This window comes from Streptomyces sp. NBC_00454, assembly GCF_041434015.1.
GTDB lineage: Bacteria > Actinomycetota > Actinomycetes > Streptomycetales > Streptomycetaceae > Streptomyces.
Map to the genome: position 1 here is coordinate 3457309 of NZ_CP107907.1, position 24137 is coordinate 3481445.

The 24137-nt window shown below is 73.3% G+C and carries 24 protein-coding genes; 16 read left to right on the plus strand and 8 right to left on the minus strand.

The features are described 5' to 3' along the window. Nucleotides 1-30: 30 nt before the first annotated feature. Nucleotides 31-414: a cold-shock protein gene (locus OHU74_RS15960; RefSeq protein WP_371616538.1), complete on the minus strand. Its 384-nt coding sequence runs from the start codon at nt 412-414 to the stop codon at nt 31-33. Nucleotides 415-557: 143 nt separating this feature from the next. Between OHU74_RS15960 and OHU74_RS15965 the strand changes: the two genes are divergently transcribed. Further along, complete coding sequence (locus tag OHU74_RS15965; protein WP_371616539.1) at nt 558-830, plus strand: hypothetical protein; 273 nt, start codon at nt 558-560, stop codon at nt 828-830. 28 nt (nt 831-858) lie between these two features. Here OHU74_RS15965 and OHU74_RS15970 read toward each other — a convergent pair whose 3' ends face one another. Next, nucleotides 859-1488, minus strand: coding sequence for an HAD family hydrolase (locus OHU74_RS15970; protein ID WP_371616540.1), 630 nt, complete (start codon nt 1486-1488; stop codon nt 859-861). Between the two features lie 80 nt (nt 1489-1568). Between OHU74_RS15970 and OHU74_RS15975 the strand changes: the two genes are divergently transcribed. The 3 genes from OHU74_RS15975 to OHU74_RS15985 are packed head-to-tail and all read left to right on the plus strand — an operon-like array spanning nt 1569 to nt 4527. After that, a complete protein-coding gene (locus tag OHU74_RS15975) occupies nt 1569-2636 on the plus strand; it encodes a FecCD family ABC transporter permease (protein ID WP_371616541.1) in 1068 nt (355 codons plus the stop codon). Then, nucleotides 2633-3676, plus strand: coding sequence for a FecCD family ABC transporter permease (locus OHU74_RS15980; protein WP_371616542.1), 1044 nt, complete (start codon nt 2633-2635; stop codon nt 3674-3676). The genes OHU74_RS15975 and OHU74_RS15980 overlap by 4 nt, the downstream gene beginning before the upstream one ends. 20 nt (nt 3677-3696) lie before the next feature. Then, nucleotides 3697-4527 (plus strand): ABC transporter ATP-binding protein, encoded by an 831-nt coding sequence (locus tag OHU74_RS15985; protein ID WP_371619700.1) that lies wholly within the window; start codon nt 3697-3699, stop codon nt 4525-4527. Nucleotides 4528-4726: 199 nt separating this feature from the next. Here OHU74_RS15985 and OHU74_RS15990 read toward each other — a convergent pair whose 3' ends face one another. Beyond that, a complete protein-coding gene (locus OHU74_RS15990; RefSeq protein WP_371616543.1) occupies nt 4727-5716 on the minus strand; it encodes a hypothetical protein in 990 nt (329 codons plus the stop codon). Nucleotides 5717-5802: 86 nt separating this feature from the next. Between OHU74_RS15990 and OHU74_RS15995 the strand changes: the two genes are divergently transcribed. From OHU74_RS15995 to OHU74_RS16005, 3 genes are all read left to right on the plus strand, one after another. Further along, the gene (locus OHU74_RS15995) at nt 5803-8280 is read left to right on the plus strand and encodes a helicase-associated domain-containing protein (protein WP_371616544.1); all 2478 of its coding nucleotides are present in this window, start codon (nt 5803-5805) and stop codon (nt 8278-8280) included. A 59-nt stretch (nt 8281-8339) separates the two neighbouring features. Further along, nucleotides 8340-8972 (plus strand): DUF4291 domain-containing protein, encoded by a 633-nt coding sequence (locus OHU74_RS16000; RefSeq protein ID WP_371616545.1) that lies wholly within the window; start codon nt 8340-8342, stop codon nt 8970-8972. Nucleotides 8973-9230: 258 nt separating this feature from the next. After that, a complete protein-coding gene (locus OHU74_RS16005; RefSeq protein ID WP_371616546.1) occupies nt 9231-10490 on the plus strand; it encodes an LPXTG cell wall anchor domain-containing protein in 1260 nt (419 codons plus the stop codon). Nucleotides 10491-10593: 103 nt separating this feature from the next. Here the strand turns inward: OHU74_RS16005 and OHU74_RS16010 are convergent, their stop codons facing one another. Further along, nucleotides 10594-11073, minus strand: a complete 480-nt coding sequence (locus OHU74_RS16010) for an N-acetyltransferase (protein WP_371616547.1) — start codon at nt 11071-11073, stop codon at nt 10594-10596. A gap of 69 nt (nt 11074-11142) precedes the next feature. On the opposite strand from OHU74_RS16010, the gene OHU74_RS16015 reads away from it, so the two are divergent. Beyond that, on the plus strand, nt 11143-11817 hold the full coding sequence (locus OHU74_RS16015; RefSeq protein WP_371616548.1) for an HAD-IA family hydrolase: 675 nt from the start codon (nt 11143-11145) through the stop codon (nt 11815-11817). Between the two features lie 189 nt (nt 11818-12006). Beyond that, on the plus strand, nt 12007-13650 hold the full coding sequence (locus tag OHU74_RS16020) for a DNA repair helicase XPB (RefSeq protein ID WP_371616549.1): 1644 nt from the start codon (nt 12007-12009) through the stop codon (nt 13648-13650). Nucleotides 13651-13699: 49 nt separating this feature from the next. Here OHU74_RS16020 and OHU74_RS16025 read toward each other — a convergent pair whose 3' ends face one another. After that, nucleotides 13700-13885, minus strand: a complete 186-nt coding sequence (locus tag OHU74_RS16025) for a hypothetical protein (RefSeq protein ID WP_371616550.1) — start codon at nt 13883-13885, stop codon at nt 13700-13702. Between the two features lie 472 nt (nt 13886-14357). Here OHU74_RS16025 and OHU74_RS16030 point away from each other — a divergent pair, with 472 nt between their 5' ends. After that, entirely contained in the window at nt 14358-16334 is a 1977-nt protein-coding gene (locus OHU74_RS16030; protein WP_371619701.1) for an AAA family ATPase, read from the plus strand. Nucleotides 16335-16365: 31 nt separating this feature from the next. On the opposite strand, the gene OHU74_RS16035 is transcribed toward OHU74_RS16030, so the two are convergent. Further along, a complete protein-coding gene (locus OHU74_RS16035; RefSeq protein ID WP_371616551.1) occupies nt 16366-17061 on the minus strand; it encodes a copper homeostasis protein CutC in 696 nt (231 codons plus the stop codon). A 134-nt stretch (nt 17062-17195) separates the two neighbouring features. Here OHU74_RS16035 and OHU74_RS16040 point away from each other — a divergent pair, with 134 nt between their 5' ends. The 3 genes from OHU74_RS16040 (at nt 17196) to OHU74_RS16050 (ending at nt 19836) form a co-directional block, all read left to right on the plus strand. Beyond that, nucleotides 17196-17855: a hypothetical protein gene (locus OHU74_RS16040; RefSeq protein WP_371616552.1), complete on the plus strand. Its 660-nt coding sequence runs from the start codon at nt 17196-17198 to the stop codon at nt 17853-17855. A gap of 101 nt (nt 17856-17956) precedes the next feature. Further along, nucleotides 17957-19195 (plus strand): Cmx/CmrA family chloramphenicol efflux MFS transporter, encoded by a 1239-nt coding sequence (locus OHU74_RS16045; protein WP_371619702.1) that lies wholly within the window; start codon nt 17957-17959, stop codon nt 19193-19195. A 95-nt stretch (nt 19196-19290) separates the two neighbouring features. After that, nucleotides 19291-19836: a hypothetical protein gene (locus OHU74_RS16050; RefSeq protein WP_371616553.1), complete on the plus strand. Its 546-nt coding sequence runs from the start codon at nt 19291-19293 to the stop codon at nt 19834-19836. Here OHU74_RS16050 and OHU74_RS16055 read toward each other — a convergent pair. Then, complete coding sequence (locus OHU74_RS16055) at nt 19787-20083, minus strand: DUF4031 domain-containing protein (RefSeq protein WP_371616554.1); 297 nt, start codon at nt 20081-20083, stop codon at nt 19787-19789. The genes OHU74_RS16050 and OHU74_RS16055 overlap by 50 nt on opposite strands. Before the next feature lie 37 nt (nt 20084-20120). Beyond that, on the minus strand, nt 20121-20522 hold the full coding sequence (locus tag OHU74_RS16060) for a hypothetical protein (RefSeq protein WP_330297125.1): 402 nt from the start codon (nt 20520-20522) through the stop codon (nt 20121-20123). A gap of 102 nt (nt 20523-20624) precedes the next feature. Between OHU74_RS16060 and OHU74_RS16065 the strand changes: the two genes are divergently transcribed. From OHU74_RS16065 to OHU74_RS16075, 3 genes are read left to right on the plus strand one after another with little or no spacing between them, the layout of a single operon-like run. After that, nucleotides 20625-21596: a MurR/RpiR family transcriptional regulator gene (locus tag OHU74_RS16065; protein WP_371616555.1), complete on the plus strand. Its 972-nt coding sequence runs from the start codon at nt 20625-20627 to the stop codon at nt 21594-21596. 20 nt (nt 21597-21616) lie between these two features. Then, nucleotides 21617-22549 (plus strand): N-acetylmuramic acid 6-phosphate etherase, encoded by a 933-nt coding sequence (gene murQ, locus OHU74_RS16070; RefSeq protein ID WP_371616556.1) that lies wholly within the window; start codon nt 21617-21619, stop codon nt 22547-22549. Between the two features lie 38 nt (nt 22550-22587). Next, nucleotides 22588-24075, plus strand: coding sequence for a PTS transporter subunit EIIC (locus OHU74_RS16075; RefSeq protein ID WP_371616557.1), 1488 nt, complete (start codon nt 22588-22590; stop codon nt 24073-24075). Nucleotides 24076-24137 lie beyond the last annotated feature (62 nt).

Genomic DNA, 24137 nt, shown 5'->3' on the forward strand with positions numbered 1-24137 from the left:
CGGGAGGCGGGGCACCGTCGTGTCCGCTGCTCAGACGTCCATCTGGTCGGCCACCGCGCGCAGCATGCCCGCGATCTTCGAACCGGACGCCTTGTCGGGGTAACGGCCCCGCTCCAGCTGCTGCGTGACGTTCTCCAACAGGGTCGTGAGGTCCTGCACGATGGAGGCGAGCTCGTCCGGCTTGCGCCGCTGCGCGGCCGCGACGGAGGGCGCCGGATCCAGGACGATCACCGAAAGTGCCTGGTCACCGCGTTGTCCGGCAACGACTCCGAACTCGACCCGCTGACCGGGCTTGAGCGCGTCCACGCCATCGGGCAGTACCGACGAGTGGACGAAGACGTCGCCGCCGTCGTCGCGGGAGAGAAAGCCGAAGCCCTTCTCACTGTTGAACCACTTGACCTTGCCGGTAGGCACGTCCGTCCTCTGTCCTTGCGCTCGTCGGGTGTGAAGCGGGTCACTGACCCGCACCTCTCAGGCTAATAGTCAGGACCGGGGTGACAAGACGTTCCCCGGTCCTTCGCGGATGACCGCTCCGGCCAGGGAACTACCCTGGTCGGGTGACCATTACTCCTCAGCCCGGGTCCGCGCAGACCGGCCCCGACGCGGACCGCCCCGGCGACGCGCTCGTCAAGGCCGGCGGCATCGTCTTCATCCTCGGCGCCGCGGCCACCCTCGCCACGATGGCTCCGCTGTTCCTGCACACCCGGCCGTTCCCGTCGTACGCGTGGGCCGTGTGCATGCTCATGGGCGTCGGCTTCGCCATCTCGGCGGCGGGCGTGGTCCGCTCGGCCTCGGCGCAGCGCAGGGCCGCCCGCGCCTCGCAGGCGTAGGACCCGGGGGGACCCGTCGTATCCCGCCCTACGCGGTGCGCGTGCGGGCGTACTGCGCCAGCCAGGCCGGGAGCTCCGTGAGGTCCGCCAGGACCACGTCGGCGCCCGCCTCGCGCAGTTCGGGCTCCGGGCACGGGCCGGTGGGGACCGTCACCGACAGCGCGCCGGCCGCGCGGGCGCCCCGTACGTCGCCGACGTGGTCGCCGACGTAGACCTGGGCGCCGTACTCGCGCAGGGCGCCCGCCTTGGCCTCCGCCCACAGCCAGCCGACGAGCGCGTCCGGCTTGATGCCCAGGTGGTCCAGGTGCAGGCGGGCGTTGGGCTCGTGCTTGGCGGTGACGACGATCGCGCGGCCGCCGAGCGCCTGGACGGCCAGGACGGCCTCGCGGGCGCCGGGCATCGCCGGGGTCGGATCGATGGCGTGTGTGGGGTAGATCTCCCGGTAGCGGTCGGCCATGGCGGGGATCTCCGCCTCCGGGAACCAGAAAGCGAGCTCCTCTTCGAGCGGCGGACCCAGGCGCGTGATGGCCTCGTCCGCATCGATGAAGGTCCCCGTCTCGGCCGAAAGCACCTGGTAGGCGGCCTTGATGCCCGGACGGGAGTCGATGAGGGTCATGTCGAGGTCGAAGCCGACGGTCAGAAGTGTTTCGGAGCTCATACAGCCATTGTGCCGAGACGGGCGCTGCGGACGGGAACGTAGACTTAGCCTCGCCTTACCAGACAGTGAAATTTGGTGACATGTCAGTCCCGGTCTCAACGGCCCCCGGCCCCGCGGCTCCCGCCCCCGCGGCCCCCACCGCCGCCCGGCGCGGCGTGACGGCCCGTCGTATCGCGTGGACGGCGGCCGGCCTCGCCGCACTGCTGTGCGCGGTGCTCCTCAGTCTCTCGGTCGGCGCCCGCGCCATCGCGCCGGGGGAGGTCTTCGACGCGCTGCTGCGCGGCGCGAGCGGACCGGACGCCGAGGTCGTCCGTGCCCTGCGGGTCCCGCGCACCCTCATAGCCCTGATGGTCGGCGCGGCCCTGGCCCTCGCCGGGACCGCGCTCCAGGGCATCACCCGCAACCCGATCGCCGACCCCGGCATCCTGGGCATCAGCCAGGGAGCCGGGGTCGCGGTCGTCTGCGCCATCGCGTTCGCGGGGGTGCACACGCTGAGCGGGTACGTGTGGTTCGCCTTCGCGGGCGCCGCCTTCGCCTCGGTCGCCGTGTACGCCGTCGCCTCCAGCGGGCGCGGCGGGGCGACGCCGGTGAAGCTGGCGCTGGCCGGGGCCGCGATCAACGCCCTGCTGGTGTCGGTCACCATGGGCGTCCTGACGACGAAGGCCTCCGCGCTGGACGAGTTCCGGTTCTGGCAGGTCGGCTCGGTCGCGGGCCGTGATTTCGGCGTCGTGCACCAGATCTGGCCGTTCCTGCTGGTCGGCGCCGTGCTGGTCTTGTCCGTGGCCCGCGGCCTGGACGCGCTCGCGCTCGGCGAGGACGTGGCCAAGGGGCTCGGGCAGAACGTGGCCGCCGTACGGATCGTCGGCGGTCTCGGAGCCACCGTGCTCACCGGCGCCGGGGTCGCGGCGGCCGGGCCGATCGCCTTCATCGGGCTGGCCGTACCGCACATCGCGCGGGCCGTCGTCGGCAGCGACCACCGGTGGGTGCTGCCGATGGCGGCGCTGATCGGGCCGGTGATGCTGCTCGTCGCCGACGTGCTCGGGCGGATCGTGGTGCCGCCCGGCGAGGTCCCGGCCGGGGTGATGACCGCGCTGATCGGGGTGCCGTTCCTGGTCACCCTGGTCCGCCGCAAGGCGGTGGCCGCATGAGCGCGGTCCCCGCGGGGTACTCCCTGGTCCGGCCGGGCCGGGGCTCCTTCCTCCTGCACCGCCGGGCGGCCGTCGTGGCGGTCTCCCTCGCCGCGCTGCTGGCCGGGGCTTGCGTCGCGTACCTGTGCGTCGGCGAGTCCTTCGTCCCGCCGTCCGAGGTCGTCAAGGTACTGCTCGGGCAGTCCTCGCCCGAGGAACTGGTCGTCGGCACGCTGCGGCTGCCCCGGATGACGGTGGGCCTGCTGGTGGGCCTGGCCTTCGGGGTCGCGGGCGCGCTGATCCAGACCGTCGCCCGCAACCCGCTCGCCTCCCCCGACATCATCGGCATCAGCCAGGGCGCGAGCGCCGTCACGGTGGCGGCGCTGACCTTCGGCGTCACCTCGTACTCGGTGCTCCCGTACCTCTCGGTGCTCGGCGGCATCGTCGCGGCCGCGCTCGTGTACGTCTTCGCGTGGCGGGGCGGCCTGCACGCGACGCGGTTCGTCCTCATCGGCATCGGCTTCGCCATCGCCCTGCGGTCGGTGACGACCCTGCTGATGACCAAGGGCGACTACCTGGTGGCGCAGCAGGCGCAGATCTGGATGACGGGCTCCCTCAACGGCCGCGGCTGGGACGTGGCCGCGCCCCTGGCCTGGGTCCTGCTCCTCCTCCTGCCCGGCATCCTGTGGGCTGCCCGCGCCCAGCGCACCGTCTCGCTCGACGACGACACCGCGACGGCGCTCGGGGTCCGCCTCGGCCGGGTCCGCCTCGGCCTCGTGGCCCTCGGCGTGGTCCTGGCCTCGGTGGCCACGGGCGCCGCGGGACCGGTGGACTTCGTGGCCCTGCTGGCCCCGCAGATCGCCCGCCGGATGACCCGGACGGCCCAGATCCCGCTGCTCTGCTCCGCCCTGACGGGCGCGGTGATCGTCGTCTTCGGCGATCTGCTCGCCCGCAGGCTCCTCTCCCCGACCGAACTCCCGGTGGGCGTCCTGACGGCCGCCGTCGGGGCCCCGTACCTGATCTGGCTGATCATGCGCAGCCGTACTGGAGGCACGTCTTGAGCCGCGATCAGCGCGCGACCGTGGATGTGGATGTGGACGTGAATGCGGCTCCGGCCCCGAGTCGGCTGTCCGCCCGCGGGCTGACGCTCGCGTACGAGGACCGGGTCGTCGTGGAGGATCTGGACCTGTCCGTGCCGGACGGCCGGGTGACGGTGATCGTCGGCCCGAACGCGTGCGGCAAGTCGACGACGCTACGGGCGCTGGGCCGCCTGTTGCGGCCGCGCGCGGGCGCGGTGGTCCTGGACGGCGAGGCCCTGGCCTCCCTCCCCACCCGGCGGATCGCCCAGACCATCGGCCTGCTCCCGCAGTCGCCGGTGGCGCCCGAGGCGATCACCGTCGCGGACCTGGTGGCGCGGGGCCGCCAGCCGCACCAGCACTGGTGGCAGCAGTGGTCACAGGCGGACGAGAAGGCGGTCGTGGACGCGATGGCCCGGACCTCGGTCTCGGACCTGGCGGACCGCCCCGTGGACGCACTGTCGGGCGGTCAGCGCCAGCGGGTCTGGATCGCGATGGCCCTCGCCCAGGACACGGACATCCTGCTGCTCGACGAGCCGACCACCTTCCTGGACATCGCGCACCAGGTGGAGGTCCTGGACCTGGTCCGCCGCCTCAACCACGAGCGCGGCCGGACGGTCGTGGCCGTCCTCCACGACCTCAACCAGGCGGCCCGGTACGCGGACCACCTGGTGGCGATGAAGTCGGGCCGGGTGGTGGCCGAAGGCCCCCCGTCGGAGGTCGTGACCGCCGCCCTGGTCCGCGAGGTCTTCGGCCTCGACTCGATCGTCATCCCGGATCCGGTGACGGGCTCCCCCCTGATCGTCCCGTCGGCCCCGTGGACCGCTGGTCCCTGACCCTGCGGGGCTTGTCCCCTACCCGCCCTTCCACCGTTCCCTGGGGCTCCGCCCCAGACCCCGCGCCTCAAACGCCGGCGAGGCTGGATTTTGCCGCTGCGCGGCATCTTTCAGCCCGTCCGGCGTTTGAGGACCGGGTCCGGGCAGCGCCCGGGGAACGGTGGAAGGGCGGGTCGGGGACAGCCCCGCAGGGCACCGGTCAGCCCCGCCGCCGGGACCGCCAGACGAGGTACAGCGCCGAGGCGACGGCCGCACCCCGCGCCAGCCAGGGCCACATGTCGTGGAAGACCCCGCCCAGACCCTCGTCGGTCAGCGGCGCGCCCCACTTCTCGTTCAGCCGACCCCACACCCACACCACGGCCGTAGCGAACACGGCCCCCGGCAGCCCGAAGACGACCAGCTTGCGCTCCGTGGGGCCCAGCACGCGCGAGGCGTACGCGAGCAGCCAGCCCGCGGCGAGCAGCAGCCAGTAGCCGGAGACCGCGCCCGCGGCCAGCACGAGGGCCGCCAGCAGCAGGAACAGGTGCGGCTTCGGCCGGGCCGCGGCCGGGGGATCCGCGACGGCGGCGGCGTCGGCCTTCGCGGCGCGCCGCCGCTCGCGCAGGAACCGTACGAGGGTCGGGCGTTCGGGAGTCTGCTCCGAAGCGGGGTCCGGTCCCGGGGCCCCGGCCGACTCGTCCGGTTCCGGTTCCTTGAACAGGTCCGGGATCTCGATCCCGCCGGCGAAGCCCTCCACCGAGGAGCCCGGCGAGTTCGAGGAGCCCGGCGCCACCCGCCACCAGTCGGGTTCCATCTTCTCGCCCGCGCCGAGCTCGTCGAGCCCGGCCAGGTGCGGCGGCGCGGGCTCGGGGGCCTGCGCCGGGCGGGGCTGCGGCACCTGCCTGCGGCGCAGCCGGCCGGGCTCCCGCTGGGCGGGGACGGCCGGTCCGGGGTCCGCGGCGGCCGGGGACCATCGCGGCGGCTGCGCCGACAGGGTGTCCAGGACCTCCTCCGGCGTGCCGATCCGCTCCAGGATCCGGCGTACCGCCGCCGGAGTCTCGGGCTCGTACTTCGCCCGCCGCCGGTCGATTTCGTCCCGCAGCCCCGACACCAGCCGCATCCGGTCGCCCGAGGACAGCTGCCTGCGCTGCGCCAAGTCCCCGACCCGGCTCAGATATTCGTAGACCAGATGGTCGCTCTCGATCCCCACGCCCCGGCTCCTCCCGTACCACCTGGACCGAAGGTAGCGCGTGCGCCCGTGGAGCTGCCGAGGGCTCAGCGGATACCGTTGACCGGATGGGGACCGGCCGACTGACCGGCCGACGCGACCAGGAGGCGACGACCGTGCCTGACCCGAGCACCGCGGGAAGCGCTCCGCGCTCCCTCGCCGAAGCGCTGCGCGCCCGCGAGGACGAGGGGCTCGCCGCCCTGCTGCGCGCCCGTCCCGACCTGCTGAGCCCGGTGCCCGGGGACGTGACGCAGCTGGCGACGCGGGCCGGGACCCGCGCCTCGGTGGTGCGCGCCCTGGACCGCCTCGACCGGTTCGCGCTGCAGACGGCCGAGGCCCTCGCGGTGGCTCCGGAGCCGTGCCCGTACCCGGTGCTGGAGGCGCTGCTCAGCGGGGACACGGGGACCACGTCGGGGCAGGACAACGGGGCCCGCGCGGAGCTCCCGCGGGCCCTGGCCACCCTGCGCGACCAGGCCCTCGTATGGGGCGACGAGGACCGGCTGCGCCTGGTGCGCACCGCCCGCGAGTTGCTGGCCCCGTCGGCGTCCCGCCCCTCCCCCACCGGGCTCGGTCCGACCGTCGCCGAGGCCACCGCGGGCATGTCCCCGACCCGGATCCAGGAGATCGTGGCGGCGGCCGGGCTGACGGCCACGCACGACCCGGTGTCGGCGGTGACCGCGCTGACGGGCCTGTTCACCGACCCGGAGCGGATGTCGGCGCTGCTCGACGAGGCTCCGGCGGAGGCCCATCAGGTGCTGGGGCGGCTCGTGTGGGGGCCGCCGTACGGGGAGGTGACCCCGAACCCGACGCCTCCGGTGCGCTGGCTGCGCGACCGGGGTCTGCTGCTGCCGGCCTCGGCGCGCACGGTGGTGCTGCCGCGCGAGGTGGCGCTGTACCTGCGCGGCGGGCTCGCGCACCGGGCGACGGAGCCGCAGGCTCCGGCCGTTCCCGCGCTGCGCGAGCACCGTCCACAGCTTGTGGACGCGAACGCGGCCGGCCAGGCGCTGGCTGCGCTGTCGACCGTCGAGGAACTGGTGAAGTCCTGGGAGTACACCGGCCCGGCGGTGCTCCGGGCGGGCGGGCTCTCCGTACGCGACCTGAAGCGGACCGCGGCGGCCCTGGACACCGACGAGCGCTCGGCGGCGTTCTGGATCGAACTCGCCTACGCGGCCGGTCTGCTGGCCAGTGACGGCGAGGCCGACGAACGCTACGCCCCGACCCCCGCCTTCGACGGCTGGTGCGAACTTCCGCCCGCCGAGGGCTGGTCGGTGCTGGCGGCGGCCTGGCTGTCCGCGACCCGGACCGCCGGGCTGGCCGGGGAACAGGACGCGAAGGGCCGTACGTTGTCGGTCCTGGGCTCCGACCTGGACCGTTCCGCCGCCCCCGAGGTGCGCCGCCGGATCCTGCGCCTGCTGGCCGCGCTCCCCGAAGGCGGTTCCCCGGACGTCGCCGCGCTCCAGGCCCGCCTCGCGTGGGAGCGCCCGGTGCGCGGTACGAGCGAGCTGCGCGCCCGCCTCGCGAACTGGGCCCTGACCGAGGCCGAGGTCCTCGGCGTCACCGGCCGGGGCGCGCTGTCCGCGCACGGCCGGGCCCTGCTGGAGGGCCGCGACCCGGCGCCGCTGCTGGCCCCGTTGCTGCCCGAGCCGGTGGACCACGTACTGCTCCAGGCCGACCTGACGGCGGTGGCCCCGGGGCCGCTGCGCCGCCCGCTCGCCGAGGTCCTGGCGGTCCTGGCGGACGTGGAGTCCAAGGGCGGGGCCACCGTGTACCGGTTCACGCCCGGGTCGGTGCGCCGGGCGCTGGACTCCGGCCACACCGCCGTGGACCTGCAGGCCTTCCTGACCGAGCACAGCCGCACCCCGGTGCCGCAGCCGCTGTCGTACCTCATCGACGACGTCGCCCGGCGCCACGGGCACCTGCGGGTCGGTTCGGCCTCCTCGTACGTGCGCTGCGACGACGACAGCATGCTGGGCGAGATCCTGGCCGACAAGCGTTCGGCGGGCCTGGGCCTGCGCCGGCTCGCCCCCACGGTGCTGGCGGCCCAGGCCGAACCGGGCGCGCTGCTCGACGGGTTGCGGGCCATGGGGTACGCCCCGGCCGCGGAATCCCGTACCGGCGACGTGCTCGTGGCCCGCGCCGACGCCCACCGCACCCCGGCCCGCTCGGCGCCCGTACCGGTCCCGGACGGGCCTCCGGTGCCGGACGCGACGCTGCTGGGCGCGGCCGTACGGGCCATCCGCGCGGGCGACGCGGCGGCGACGGCGGTCCGCAAGGAGCCCGCCACGGCGTCCTCCGGGGTCCCCGGCGAGCTCCCGCGCACGAGCGCGGCGGAGACCCTGGCCACCGTGCAGGCGGCCGCGATGATCGGCTCGGCGGTGTGGATCGGCTACGTCAACGCCGACGGGGCGGCGAGCCAGCGGGTCATCGCCCCGGTCCGGGTGGAGGGCGGCTTCGTCACCGGGTACGACCACACGGCGGACGAGGTACGGACGTACGCGCTGCACCGGATCACGGGGGTCGCCGAGCTGGCGGAGGACCAGGTCTGACGGCGTGCGGGGGTCAAATCCACTGGCCCCGGGACCCTTGGGCCCCGCACCCTGGGCGCATGTCCGAAGCCCTGCCCGCGGCGATCCCGCAGCACCAGATCCGCGCCTCCCACACCGACACCACCGTCACCGTCTACCAGGCCTACGCCCCCCACCTCGGGCTCCCCGCCGCCCGGGACGGCCGTTTCCCGGCCGCCTGGAAGCGGGAGCGGATGACGTGGATCAAGCCCTCGTTCCTGTGGATGATGTACCGCTGCGGCTGGGCCGCCAAGGCCGACCAGGAGACGGTGCTGGCCGTCGAGATCACCCGCGCCGGCTTCGACGGTGCGGTCCGCGAGGCCTGCCTGTCCCACTACGACCGCGACGTGCACCCCGACCACGCGGCCTGGAAGCAGGCCCTGCGCACCTCCCCGGTCCGCGTCCAGTGGGACCCGGAGCGCGACCTGCACCTGAACCCGCTGCCGTACCGCTCGCTCCAACTGGGCCTGTCCGGACCGGCGTCACGGGCGTACGCCGACGAGTGGACGGTCTCCATCCGCGACGTGACCCCGCTGGCGCGCGAGATCCACACCCTGCTCCGGTCCGGCGAAGCGGCCGCGGCGCGGGCCCTGCTCCCGGTGGAGATCCCGTATCCGTCGGGCCGTGCGGAAACAGGTCGAGATGATTCCGTTATCGCAGGTCAGATGGGGTGAACAGGGCTCCGGGCCCTGTTGCACAGCGGTGACATTCCGACGACGAATCAGGGATCTGATCTGTGTGAAGATCAGCTCATCGCAGCAGCGACCGGGGGAAAGCAAACCGGACCGCAGGCGAGACCCGCACCACCGGCCAGGAGTTCACCTCCGGCCACCTCGCTCAGCCTCCGCTCTGCCTCTCGGCCCTCTCGGGCCGATCCCGGCCTCTCGGCCGCCACTGCCGTCTGATCTCGTTGATTCCTGGGGGAGTCCACCATGTCCGCTCGCACCGCCGCCCTCCGCAACACCTCCGCCGCCGTCGTCGCCGCCGCCATCGCCGGCACCGTCCTGATGCCGCTGTCGGCCCACGCGGCCGAGGGCAACGACCAGGCGCTGAAGACCGCGATGAGCGCGCCGGTTCCGAGCGGCCCGCTGACCCGGGGCGGCGCGACCGAGACCTTCGAGCTGACGGTGACCAACCCGACGGGCAAGGCCTCCTCGTACCACCCGTGGATGCTCCTCGACCACACCGGCGGCAGCCCGGTCGGGCGGACCGACGTGGTCTTCAAGGTCGAAGCGGTGAGCGCACCGGCGACCGAATCCGCGCCCCTGACGCAGGACGGCGGCTGGCAGGGCCTGTTCTTCCCGGCCGGCAAGCCCGCCCAGGGCTTCGAGATCCCGGCCGGCGGCAAGATGGTCTGGAAGGTCACGGTCGGGCTCGACAAGAACTACCCGACCATCGACGGCGACTTCACCCTGCAGGCAGCGTCCATGGAGAACGAGATCGCCAAGGACGGCAAGTCCTCCCTGACCTTCAAGACGAGCCCGCAGACCAAGCCCGGCGAGCTGAAGAACTGGTTCGACGACATCACCAACTGCCAGGGCACCAACGGTTCCGCCTGCAAGGAGCTGAGCTTCCACTACCAGGTCACCGGTGACGGCGAGTTCAGCACCGCCCTCGCCACGTACTTCGACATGAACAACGCGGACGGCAGCCCGCTCAGCAGCGACATCCAGGCGCGCATCAAGGTCGACGGCGCGTGGAAGGACCTGACGGGCGGCAACGGCGACCGCCGGCTGCCGGTCATCCCGAAGGGCTTCGGCGCCGCCTCCGGCGACCGCGTCGTGCGCCTGCAGGTCAAGCTCGGCCCGAAGGCCCCCGCCAACAAGGGCGCCTCGGTCCTGCTGACCACGGTGGTTGGCCTCGCCGAGGGCAACACCTTCGGCTTCAGCGAGTCCGCGCAGAAGCTCCACTTCAACGCGGAGAACAACACCCCGGCCCCGACCACCCCCGCGCCCAGCTCCCCCGCGCCCACCACCCCGGCCCCGGCCGGCTCCGCGGCCACCACCCCGGCGACCCCGGCGTCCACCGCGACCCCGTCCGCGGCGAACACCCCCGCCGCGACCGGCTCCCTCGCGCACACCGGCTCGGACTCCAACACCGGCCTGTACTCCGGCCTGGCCGCCGCCCTCATCGCCCTCGGCGGCGCTGCCGCCTGGCTCGGCGCCCGCCGCCGCAAGGCCGTCCGCGGCTAGTCCCACCCTTCGACGAACGGTGCGGGGCCCGGCACACCATGTGCCGGGCCCCGCACCTTCGTGTTCCCGTCTTCCCGTCTTCCCGTCTTCCCGTCTTCCCGTCTCACCTGGCCGCGTAGTCGATCCGCTCCGGCGCGAACGGCCATACCTCGGCGAACCAGTTGGTGACGGCCTCGTACACGGCCTTGTCCAGCTCCGCCCGGTCGGCGCGCACCCAGGAGCTGACGTGCACCCGCTCCGGATCCGCCTTCGCGGGGTAGATGTAGAGGCATCCGATGACATCGGCAGCCTCCCCCTCCCCCTCCAGGACGCTGTACGTGAATCCGCGCCGATCGGCGAAGTCCTGTGCGTGGCGCACCAGGTCGGCGAGGTTCGCCTCCGCGCTCATCCCCTCCAGCGGGGGCCAGTCCCCGAGGAATCCGGGGGTCGCCCGCACGTGCGCGATGCTCCCGCTCCAGGCCGCGAGGTCCCTCTCGTTGTGCTCGGGTCCCAGCGGCTCCAGCCAGAACCCCTCCCCCACGAGCCGGGTGGGCACCTCGAACGCTTCCGCCGCCGGTACGAAACCCTGCCGATCACTAGTCATGCGGCGACCCTACGCAGCCCCTTCGCCGGCGCCCATCGGATATCGGGCCGGGCCTGGCATGATCCACCGGTGACCACCAGCACCCCCGGCACCACTCCCGCTGCCATCCGCTACGTCCTCTTCGACGTGGACGGCACCCTCATCGACGCCGTCGCCAACCAGCGCCGGGTCTGGGCGACCTGGGCCGCCCGGTACGGCCTGGACCCGGACGCGGTGTACGAGGTCGCGCTGCGGACCCGCCCGATGGAGACCTTCGCGGCCGTCGCCCCCGGCGAGGACCCGCACGCCTGCCTGGCCGCGCTGCACGAGCTGGAGGACGAGGACGTCCGCACCGGGGTCTACGAGGCCTTCGACGGCGCGGCCGAGCTGCTCGCGGCCCTGCCCCCGGGCAGCTGGGGGCTGGTCACCTCGAACTACGAACACCGCGTGCGCGGCCGCTTCGACCGCACCGGCCTGCCGGTCCCGCCGGTCCTCGTGGACGCGGCCCGCGTCACCGAGGGCAAGCCCTCCCCGGTCCCGTACCTGCTGGGCGCGTCCCTCCTCGGCGCGGCACCGCAGGACTGCCTGGTCATCGAGGACGCCCCGTCGGGCATCCGGTCGGGGCTCCGGGCCGGCATGACGGTCTGGTCCGTCAACAGCCCGACCCCGGCGGCCGACGCCCACCGCCACTTCCCGACCCTCCGCGAGGCCGTCCCGGAGATCCTCGCCTTCACCACCGGCAAATTCAGCCCCGCCGCCGTTTGAGGCGCCGGGCCCGGGGCGGAGCCCCAGCGACGACGCCGCACCCGACCACCCCGGGGCCGACGGGGCCGACGGGGCCCCGCCCCGCAGCCCCGTACAGCCCAGAACCACCCACCCCGCGGAGCGATACGGCAGACTGGAGGTTTGGCCGTCCGCGTCCGGGCGGTCCTCCCACGCCGGAAAGGGACGCGCGTGAACGGGCCCCTCATCGTCCAAAGCGACAAGACGCTCCTCCTCGAGATCGACCACGAGCTCTCCGGAGCCGCGCGCCGGGCCATCGCGCCCTTCGCCGAGCTGGAGCGCGCTCCCGAGCACATCCACACGTACCGGATCACCCCGCTCGGCCTGTGGAACGCCCGGGCCGCCGGCCACGACGCGGAGCAGGTCGTGGACGCGCTCGTGGAGTTCTCCCGGTATCCCGTCCCGCACGCGCTGCTGGTCGACGTCGCCGAGACCATGGCCCGCTACGGCCGCCTCACCCTCTCCAAGCACCCCGTCCACGGGCTGGTCCTGACCAGCACCGACCGGCCGGTCCTCGAGGAGATCCTGCGGTCCAAGCGGATCGCCCCCCTCGTCGGCGCGCGCCTCGACGAGTCCACCGTCGCCGTGCACCCCTCCGAGCGCGGGCAGATCAAGCAGACCCTGCTCAAGCTGGGCTGGCCGGCCGAGGACCTCGCCGGGTACGTGGACGGCGAAGCGCACCCGATCGAACTGCACGAGGACGGCTGGGCGCTGCGCCCCTACCAGCAGCAGGCCGTCGAGGGCTTCTGGCACGGCGGCTCCGGCGTGGTCGTGCTGCCCTGTGGCGCGGGCAAGACGCTGGTCGGCGCCGGTGCGATGGCGAAGGCCAAGGCGACCACGCTGATCCTGGTCACGAACACCGTCTCGGCCCGCCAGTGGAAGCACGAGCTGATCAAGCGGACCTCGCTGACGGAGGAGGAGATCGGCGAGTACTCCGGCACGCGCAAGGAGATCCGGCCCGTCACGATCGCCACGTACCAGGTCCTGACGACGAAGCGGAAGGGCATCTACCCGCACCTGGAGCTCTTCGACTCCCGGGACTGGGGCCTGATCCTCTACGACGAGGTGCACCTGCTGCCGGCGCCGGTGTTCAAGTTCACCGCCGACCTCCAGGCCCGGCGGCGGCTCGGACTGACCGCGACGCTGGTGCGCGAGGACGGCCGCGAGTCGGACGTGTTCTCGCTGATCGGCCCGAAGCGGTTCGACGCCCCGTGGAAGGAGATCGAGGCGCAGGGCTACATCGCGCCGGCGGACTGCGTCGAGGTCCGGGTCAACCTCACCGAGTCGGAGCGGCTCGCGTACGCGACCGCCGAGACGGAGGAGAAGTACCGCTTCTGCGCGACGACGGCGACGAAGCGCAAGGTCACCGAGGCGCTCGTCGCCAAACACGCGGGCGAGCAGACCCTGGTCATCGGGCAGTACATCGACCAGCTCGACGAGCTCGGCGAGCACTTGAACGCGCCCGTCATCAAGGGCGAGACCTCCAACGCGCAGCGCGAGAAGCTCTTCAACGCCTTCCGCGAGGGCGAGATCAGCGTGCTCGTCGTCTCGAAGGTCGCGAACTTCTCGATCGACCTGCCCGAGGCCACGGTCGCCATCCAGGTGTCCGGCACCTTCGGCTCCCGCCAGGAGGAGGCCCAGCGTCTGGGTCGCGTCCTGCGCCCGAAGGCGGACGGCCACGAGGCCCGCTTCTACTCGGTCGTCGCCCGCGACACCATCGACCAGGACTTCGCCGCGCACCGCCAGCGCTTCCTGGCCGAACAGGGCTACGCCTACCGGATCATGGACGCGGACGAGCTGCTGGCGAGCGACTGACCCCACCCGGACCCGGTCGGGCCGGGCACGGGGCAGGCCGGGACGCGGGTCAGCGACGTATGACGCCCGCGTCCTCGGCGTATTCGCCGAGGACGACGACGCTCACGGCTGCCGCCGCGAAGACCTTGGCGGCGTGGAAGACGCCGCCGACGCTGTGGCGCGGGCGGGTGACGGAGGTGGCGGTGGCGCCGCGAGCGCGGCGGCCCTGGATCGGGGTGAAGGTTGCGGTGCTCATGTACCTATGGTGCGTTTTCGCCCGCCGCGCCACATCGCCCTGGGGGCTGAACCTCGGGGCGCGCCGCCTCATACTCACGGCCCACGCCTCCCCCTAAGGGCTCTGCCCGAAGGAGGACACCGCCCGGACGACACCCGTACGGGGGCCCGAACCGGAGGGACTTTCGTCCCGGATCGTTCCGAATCGTTCCGGGTGGTTCCCGCGACGATATTCATTCGCGCGCCGCCCCCGCGATGACTACAATCTCCGCTCTTGCCGCCTCCCGCTGCCCCACCGGGGAGAGCCGCCCGCCGGACGGAAACCGGCGGGCCTGTCCGTCCGCATCTCGCAGTCACTCGCAGCAGCAGGAGGCAGTTCCGTGCCCGCGCACGCCCACGTACCGGCCGATCCCCAGAGCACCGACGCAGACGGCACCGACCCCCTGGACCGGGAACGGGCCCACCTCGCGTCCTCCCGCTCCGCGCTGCGCGCGATGCGCGAGGACGTGGAGGCCCTCGACATCCGCGACGTCACCGCGAACTGGGTCAACGCCATCGTGCTCCAGGCCCAGATCGACGACCGCATCAAGGCCCTCGCCGACCTCTCCCACACCCCCCTCTTCTTCGGCCGCCTCAACTACCTGCACGCGCCCGGCGCCGAGCTCGCCGAAGGCGCGGAGGGCGAGCAGTTCTACATCGGCCGCCGCCACGTCCACGACGCCGGCGGCGACCCGATGGTGATCGACTGGCGCGCGCCCGTCTCCCAGCCCTTCTACCGGGCCTCCAAGGCCGACCCGCAGGACGTCGCGCTGCGCCGCCGCTTCGGTTATACGGGCGGCGAGCTGACCGCGTACGAGGACGAGCATCTCTCCGACCCATCGGAGACGGCCGCCACCGTGAGCAAGCTGCTCCAGCAGGAGATCGAGCGCCCGCGCGTCGGCCCCATGCGCGACATCGTCGCGACGATCCAGCCCGAGCAGGACGAGATCGTGCGTTCCGGGCTGTCCGGTTCCGTCTGCGTGCAGGGCGGTCCCGGCACCGGCAAGACGGCGGTCGGCCTGCACCGTGTCGCGTACCTCCTCTACGCGCACCGCGACCGCCTGGCCCGCACCGGCACCCTGGTGATCGGGCCGAACCGTTCCTTCCTGCACTACATCGAGCAGGTCCTGCCCGCCCTGGGCGAGCTGGAGGTCAAGCAGGCGACCGTCGACGACCTGGTCGCCCGCCCGGGCCTGGAGGTACGCGGCACGGACGCCGCCGAAACCGCCGTGGTCAAGGGCGACGCCCGGATGGCGCAGGTCTTGCGCCGCGCGGTCCACTCCCACGTCACCGAGCCGGCCGAGCCGCTGATGGTGGTCCGCGGATCGCGGCGCTGGCGGGTGCCGGCGTACGAGATCGCCGAGATCGTCGCGGAGCTCCAGGACCGCGACATCCGCTACGGGGCCGCCCGCGACGCCCTTCCGCAGCGGATCGCGCACACCGTCCTGGTCCGGATGGAACAGGCGGGCGAAGCCCCGGACGACCGCGTCCAGGACGCGGTGGCCCGCAACGCCGCCGTGAAGGCCCTGGTCAAGACCGTCTGGCCGCTGGTGGAACCGGCCAAGCTGGTGCTGCGCCTGCTCTCCGACCCGGAGTTCCTGGCGGCGCACGCGGACGGGATCCTGTCCGAGGACGAACAGAAGCTCCTGCTGTGGCAGAAGCCGCAGCGCAGCGTGAAGTCGGCGAAGTGGTCGGCCGCCGACCTGGTCCTCATCGACGAGGCCGGCGACCTGGTGGAGCGCACGCATTCGCTCGGCCACGTCGTCCTCGACGAGGCGCAGGACCTGTCCCCGATGCAGTACCGGGCGGTCGGCCGCCGCTGCACGACGGGCTCGGCGACGATCCTCGGCGACCTCGCCCAGGGCACGACCCCGTGGGCCACGCGCAGCTGGGACGAGGCGCTGGGGCACCTCGGCAAGCCGGGGGCGGTGCTGGAGGAGCTGACGGCGGGCTTCCGCGTACCGCGCGAGGTGATCGCCTACGCCTCCCGCCTGCTCCCCTCGATCTCCCCGGGCCTGGCACCGGTCTCCTCGGTCCGCGAGACCCCGGGTTCCCTGGTCGTCACGGAGACGGCGGACCTGACGGCGGCGGCGGTCGAGGCCTGCCGGGCCTCGCTCGCGCACGAGGGCTCCATCGGCCTGATCGCGGCGGACGCGCGGATCCCCGTACTCGCCGAGGCCCTGGCGGCGGCGGGTCTCCCCCACCTCTCCCCCGGCGAGGAGACGACGGCCGAGTCCCGCCTGACGCTGGTCCCGGCCTCGCTCGCGAAGGGCCTGGAGTACGACTACGTGGTCCTCGACGAGCCGGCCGCCGTGGTCTCGGGCGAGCCGGACGAGCGCACCGGCCTGCGCCGCCTGTACGTCTGCCTCACCCGAGCGGTCTCGGGCCTGACCCTCCTCCACTCGGCCCCCCTGCCGGAGGCGCTGGCCTGAAGGTCCAGCCCCGCCAGGGGTCCCCGGCCGGTCAGGCCAGGGCGGCCCGCCATTCGGCGACGGCCGCCGCCGAGACCGGCCGGTCCCACCCGGAGGGACGGGCCGCGCCGCCGATGTGGAAGGCGTTGATGCCCGCCTCGCGCAGGACCGGGAGGTGGGACAGGCCCAGGCCGCCGCCGACCAGGATCCGCGGCTCGTAGCCGGGGGTCCCGGTGCGGGCCGCCTCCGCCAGGAGGACCGCCATGCCCTCGTCGACCCCGCCGGCGGCGCCCGCCGTCAGGTAGGTGTCCAGGCCGGGGAGGTCCGCCAGCGCCTTGCGGAGCTGGTCGCGGTCGGCCGCCCGGTCGATGGCCCGGTGGAAGGTCCAGCCGCAGCCGCCGAGCTCCGCCACGACCGTCTCGACGGCGGCCAGGTCGGGGGTGCCGTCCGGGTTCAGGAAGCCGAGGACGAACTGGTCGGCCCCCTCCGCGCGCAGCGCCCGTACCTCCGTGACCAGGCGGTCCAGGTCCTCGGCGGTGCCCGCCGAGAAGCCGTCGGCCTTGCGGAGCATCACGCGCAGGGAGATGTCGACCGACGCCCTGATCGCCGCGAAGGTCTCGCGCGGCGGGGTCAGCCCGTCGGCGGCCATGTCGGTGACCAGCTCGAGTCGGTCCGCCCCACCGGCCTGGGCCGCGATCGCGTCCTCCACGTCGAGGGCGATCACCTCCAGGAGCGCACGGTTGCTCATGTCATCCATCCTTCGGAAAACTGCTCGTATGACCCTTCCGGGCCAGTATGGCAAATAGGTCTAGTCCAATATTCAGGGTACGGGTCTTCGCCCGCCCTTCACCAGCACAATCACGCCACCACCACAATGTGCGCATGACCTCCGACACGCAGGACAGCGCCACCGACCGCGCCGCCGGCCTCCGAACCCGCTGGCACGCGACCGCCACCGCAGCCGGCGCCGACCGCGATCCCGCCCCCTACGCCGACCGGCTCCTCACCGCCTGGGCGGAGCCGCAGCGCAGGTACCACACCACCGCGCACCTGGCCGACGTACTCGCACGGATCGACGTACTCGCCCCGCACGCCGCCGACCGGGCCGCCGTGGAGCTCGCGGCCTGGTTCCACGACGCCGTCTACCGTCCCGACCGCTCCGAGAACGAGGAGCGCAGCGCCGCCCTCGCCGAGCGCGCCCTGCCCGAGCTCGGCATCGACGCGGAGCGCACCGCCGAGACGGCCCGCCTGGTCCGGCTCACCGTCACCCACGACCCCGCGCCCCGGGACACCAACGGCGAGGTGCTGTGCGACGCCGACCTCGGGGTCCTGGCCGGGGCCCCGGACGCCTACGCCGCGTACGCCGCCGCCGTGCGCGCCGAGTACGCCTTCGTCCCCGACGAGGCCTTCCGCGAGGGCCGCGCCGCCGTCCTGCGCCAGCTGCTGGACCTGCCGCGCCTCTTCCGCACCCCGTACGGGGCCGCGCACTGGGAGGCCCCGGCCCGCGCGAACCTGGCCGCCGAGCTGGCGGGGCTCGCATAGACGGAATGCGCGTAGGCACAGAGGGAATGCGCGCAGAGGGAATGTGAAACGTTTCGCCGCGGTTGGTGTAGTTCATGCCCGTAGCAGCCGAACGCACCCGCATGCCCGTCGCCGTCTACATCCTCGGCCTCTCCGTCTTCGCACTCGGAACCAGCGAGTTCATGCTCTCCGGGCTCCTGCCACCCATCGCCGAGGACATGGGCGTCACCATCCCCCAGGCGGGCCTGCTCATATCCGCCTTCGCCATCGGCATGGTGGTGGGTGCGCCGCTGCTGGCCGTGGCCACCCTGCGGCTGCCCCGCCGCACCACCCTGGTCTCCCTCATCAGCCTCTTCGGCCTCGGGCAGGTCGCGGGCGCGCTGGCCCCCTCCTACGAGCTGCTCTTCGCCTCCCGCATCGTCTCCGCGCTCGCCTGCGCCGGCTTCTGGGCCGTGGGCGCGGCCGTGGCCATCGCCATGGTCGAGCAGCACCAGCGGGCCCGCGCCATGGCCGTCATGATCGGCGGCCTCTCCATCGCCAACGTCCTCGGCGTCCCGGCCGGCGCGTTCCTCGGCGAGCAGTTCGGCTGGCGCTCCGCGTTCTGGGCCGTGGCCGCGGCCTCCGCCATCGCGCTCGTCGGCATCCTCACCCTGATCCCGAGGATCCCGCTGCCCGAGGAGAAGCCGACGCTCTCCCGCGAGCTGCGGATCTACCGCGACCGCCAGGTCTGGCTGTCGATCGGCGTCACCGCGCTCGCCGCGGGCGGCGTCTTCTGCGCCTTCAGCTACCTGTCCCCGCTGCTCACCGAGGTGGCCGGGCTGGATTCCGGCTGGGTGCCGTGGATCCTGGGCCTCTTCGGAGTGGGCGCGCTGCTGGGCACCACCCTGGGCGGGCGGATCGCCGACGCGAACCTCTTCGGCGTGATGCTGTGGGGCATCACCGCCTCCACCGTCTTCCTGACGGCCCTCGCCCTGCTGGCCTCCACCGCCGCGGCCGCGATCGCACTCTCCTTCCTCCTCGGCTTCTCGGCGTTCTTCACCGCCCCGGCGCTCAACGCCCGCATGTTCAACGTCGCGGGCGCCGCCCCCACCCTGGCCGGAGCCACCACCACGGCCGCGTTCAACCTCGGCAACACCGGCGGCCCCTGGCTCGGCGGCACCGTCATCGACGCCGGCTACGGCTTCTCCGCCACCGCCTGGGCGGGCGCCGCGATGACCGTCACCGCGATCGGGCTGGGCCTCGTGGCCCTGCGCCTGGACCGGCGTACGAGGCCCCGTACGGGCCCCGGCGCGACCCGTGTCGTGGCCTCCTCGGAAGCCACCCCGCGCACCGCCGACATCCGGCAGCCCGCGGGCCACTGAGACTGCCGGAACCCGGCATGCCGGGGGACCCCGCCGGGGGCCTAGCGTGAGCCCGTCCGGCGGGGGGCCGGACCGGGCACGGCGGAGGCAGGGCGATGGGGAGCGACGGGAGCGGACTGTTCTCGCTCGTGTGGGGGCTCGGAGCGACGAGCGCGGGGCTGGTCCTCGTGACGAACTTCCGGGGGGCCGCCGAATGGCTCGTCTACATGCAGGACCGCCGTGCCCGCATCTCGTCACGCATGAGGCTGGGGGTCACGGGCACCCGGTGCCTCGGCGGCGTCTTCGCCGTGGTCGGGCTGCCCGTCCTCATCACGGGCGTCATCGACGCGGCCGAGCACGGGCTCGACGGCAAGACCCTGCCCCGGCTGCCACTGCCGTTCGCGGCCTTCATGTGCCTGATCGCCGTCCTCGGCCTGTGGTCCCTCTGGCGCCCCGCGGGCCCGCTGCGCCCGATGTGGACCAACGGGTTCGGGCTGCGCCGGACCGCGCTCGCGATCCAGACCGCCGCGGTCCCGGCCTTCGTCTTCTTCCTGTGGTCCGGCAACAGCGTGGCGATGCATGCCACCTGGCTGACCGGCATGGCCGCGACGCTCACCGCGCTGGCTTCGGGACCGTCCCGCCGGGCGCCGGCCGCCCCTTAGGCCTGCGCAGCCCGGCCGCCGTCAGCCGCCGGACCAGTTCCTTGCTGCCGATCTGGACCGCGCCCGCGCCCACCGCGTCCTCGTAGCGGTGCGAGGGCACGTCGTAGTGGTCCCGCTCGAAGGCCCGCTCCGGGCAGCCGATCGAGGCCGCGAAGGCGTGCAGCTCCTCGTACGAGACGTCGCTGACCAGGTGCGACCACATGCGGCCGTGGCCCGGCCAGTCCGGCGGGTCGATGTACACCGTCATCGGCGGCTCATCCGCCGGGCCCGGACACCACGGCGGCTCATTCGTCGTACCCGGAGCCGGATCCGAAGCCGCCCGCGAAGACTGGTCCGAGTCCGCCGACCGGCGCCACCCGCACGCCGGCTTCCGAGCACACCCACATCGGGTCGGGTCCGAGCTCGGGCTCGACGTCCAGCGCGTGCGGTTCGCCGTGGTTGCAGACCGGGCACAGCGGCCAGCGCCCGTACTTCTGCAGCAGTGCGTCCTTCACGTCCTGGGCGACGAGTCCGGCGAGGTAGTCGACACCCTCCGGCCACTGCTCCACCCACCACCGGCGGTGCGTGACCGAGTTCTCGACGAGGGAGACGACATCGGCTTCGGCGACCTCGCCCGCGACGAGATCGGCGAGTACGAGGGCGCGTGCGGCGTGCAGCGCCTGTTCCAGGGGGGTCGCGTGGTCCATGGAGACATTGTGGACCCGGACGGCCCAACTGGCGAAGGTCCTCTTTCACCGGTGACTTATGGCGTCTTGACGCCCCCACCCCGCTGAAAATAGATTTCAAGCGTGAGCAAGAACGTGAAAGAAACCTTCAACGGAGGTGCGGACGCGACCGCCCCGGTCCCCGTCCCCGTCCCGGCCCCCGCCGCCCTGCGGGCCCGGGTCCGCAGCCTCGGCCCCTCGATGACCCGCTCCATGCAGGCCGTCGCCGAAGCCGTCGCCGAGGACCCCGCCGGGTGCGCCGCGCTCACCGTCTCCGACCTCGCCGCCCGCACCGGCACCAGCGAGGCCACCGTCGTGCGCACCGCCCGCCTCCTGGGCTACCCCGGTTACCGCGACCTGCGCCTCGCGCTCGCCGCGCTCGCCGCCCAGCAGGAATCCGGCGCAGCCCCGGCGGTCACCGTGGACATAGCCGTCGACGACTCCCTCGCGGACGTGGTCGCCAAACTGGCCCACGAGGAGGCGCAGACCCTCGCCGACACCGCCGCCGGCCTCGACATCGCCGCCCTCGCCTCCGCCGTCTCCGCCCTCGCGGGCGCCCGCCGCATCGAGATCTACGGAGTCGGCGCCTCCGGCCTCGTCGCCCAGGACCTCTCCCAGAAGCTGTCGCGCATCGGCCTCATCGCCCACGCGCACAACGACCCGCACCTGGCCGTCACCACCGCCGTCCTGCTGCGCCCCGGCGACGTGGCCATCGCCATCACGCACTCCGGCGGCACCGGCGACGTCATCGAACCCCTGCGGATCGCCTTCGAGCACGGCGCCACCACCCTCGCGCTCACCGCCCGGGCGAACTCCCCCGTCGTCCACTACGCCGACCTCGTGCTGGCCACCTCCGCCGCCCGCGAGACCCAGCTGCGCCCGGCCGCCATGTCGAGCCGGACCAGCCAGTTGCTCGTCGTCGACTGCCTCTTCGTCGGCGTCGCGCAGCAGACCTACGAGACCGCGGCGCCCGCGCTCGCAGCCTCGTACGAGGCGCTCGCGCCCCGGCACCACACCCCCGTACCCACCGCCAAGCGGGGCAGCACCACCCGCTAGCACTTCAGGAGCCCCCACTCATGACCGCGTACGCCGAACTCCGCGCCCAGCTCGCCACCTTGACCACCGAGGCCTTCCGCCCCGAACTGGCCGAGATCGACCGGCTGTCCACCCTCGAGATCGCCCGCCTGATGAACGCCGAGGACGCCACCGTCCCGGCCGCCGTCGCCGGGGAGCTGGAGACGATCGCCGCCGCCATCGACGGGATCGCCGAGCGGATGGCCCGCGGCGGGCGGCTGATCTACGCGGGCGCCGGCACCGCGGGCCGGATGGGCGTCCTGGACGCCAGCGAGTGCCCGCCCACCTTCAACACCGACCCCTCCGAGGTCGTCGGCCTGATCGCGGGCGGCCCCTCCGCCATGGTCAAGGCCGTCGAAGGCGCCGAGGACTCCAAGGAACTGGCCGCCGAGGACCTGACCGCACTGGCCCTGACCGCCGAGGACACCGTCATCGGCATCTCCGCCTCCGGCCGCACCCCGTACGCGATCGGCGCCGTCGAGTTCGCCCGCGGGCGCGGCGCCCTCACCGTGGGCCTGTCCTGCAACGCCGGCTCCGCGCTCGCCGCGGCCGCCGACCACGGCATCGAGGTCGTCGTCGGCCCCGAACTCCTCACCGGATCCACCCGCTTGAAGGCGGGCACCGCGCAGAAGCTCGTACTCAACCTCATCTCGACCCTCACGATGATCCGCCTGGGCAAGACCTACGGGAACCTCATGGTCGACATGCGCTCCTCCAACGAGAAGCTGCGCGCCCGCGCCCGCCGCATCGTCTCGCTGGCCACCGGCGCCCCCGACACCGAGATCGAAGCCGCGCTCAGCGCCTGCGACGGCGAGGTCAAGCAGGCCATCCTCGTCATCCTCGGCGGGGTCGACGGCCCCGCCGCCGGCGAGCTCCTCGCCGCCTCCCAGGGCCACCTGCGGGCCGCCCTTGCCCAGACCGCCCCCGCCCACTGAATCCACCGCTGACCCCGAGCAGCAAGGCGAACACCAAGATGTCCACTGACAAGAACCGCGCCACAGCCGCCGCGATCCTTCCTCTGGTCGGCGGTCCGGACAACATCCTCTCCATCGCGCACTGCATGACGCGCCTGCGCATCACCCTGCGGGACCGCTCACTGGTCCAGGACGAGGCGCTCAAGGCCGTGCCCGCCGTGATGGGCGTGGTCGAGGACGACACCTACCAGATCGTGCTGGGGCCGGGCACCGTCGCCCGCGTCACGCCCGAGTTCGAGGCACTCGTAGCGGAAGGCCGCTCGGCCACCCCCGCCGCCCCCGCCGCCCACTCCGTCACCGCGGACGAACTGGCCGCCCAGGGCGCGGCGATCAAGGACGCCCGGAAGGCGAAGAACTCGACCCCCTTCAAACTGTTCCTGCGCCGCATCGCCAACATCTTCGTCCCGCTGATCCCCGCCCTGATCGGCTGCGGCATCATCGCCGGCCTCAACGGGTTCATCACCAACATGGGCTGGCTGCCCGCCGTCGTCCCGGCGCTGGCCGCGATGGCCTCCGGCTTCATGTCCCTGATCGCGGTCTTCGTCGGCTACAACACGGCCAAGGAGTTCGGCGGCACGGCGATCCTCGGCGGCGCCGTCGCCGCGATCATCGTCTTCCCCGGCGTGGCGAAGATCGACGCCTTCGGCCAGCAGCTTTCCCCCGGCCAGGGCGGCGTCCTGGGCGCCCTCGCGGCGGCCCTCCTCGCCGTCCAGGTGGAGAAGTGGTGCCGCAAGTGGGTCCCGGAGGCCCTGGACGTCCTGGTCACTCCCACGCTCACGGTCCTCGTCTCCGGCCTGGTCACCCTCTTCGGCCTGATGTTCATCGCCGGTGAGGTCTCCACCGCCATCGGTACGTTCGCCACCTGGCTCCTCGCCACCGGCGGCGCCTTCGCCGGCCTGGTCCTGGGCGGCCTCTTCCTCCCCCTCGTCATGCTGGGCCTGCACCAGGCCCTGATCCCCATCCACACCACCCTGATCGAGCAGACCGGCTACACCGTCCTCCTCCCCATCCTCGCCATGGCGGGCGCGGGCCAGGTCGGCGCGGCCATCGCCGTCTACTACAAGCTCCCGCGCAACCGCTCGATCCGCTCCACCATCAAGTCCGCCCTCCCGGCAGGCTTCCTGGGCGTGGGCGAACCCCTCATCTACGGCGTCTCCCTCCCCCTGGGCCGCCCCTTCATCACCGCCTGCATCGGCGGCGCGGCGGGCGGAGCCTTCGTCGGCCTCTTCAACCAGCTGGGCACCGCCTTCGGCTCCACCGCCATCGGCCCCTCGGGCTGGGCCCTGTTCCCGCTCCTCGACGGCAAGTCGGGCATGGCAATGACCATCGCCATCTACGCGGGCGGCCTGGCCGTCGGCTACCTGGTCGGCTTCACGGCCACCTACTTCTTCGGCTTCACGAAGCAGATGCTGGCCGACTTCAACACGGACCCGGAGCCTGCTGCCGCCGCCCAGCCGGAGCCCGCGAAGGAACCGGCCCTGGCCTGACCCCTCTACTCTTCTCCCCCCTCCCGCCCCGAAGGCCCTGCTCCGGCAGGGCCTTCGGCATA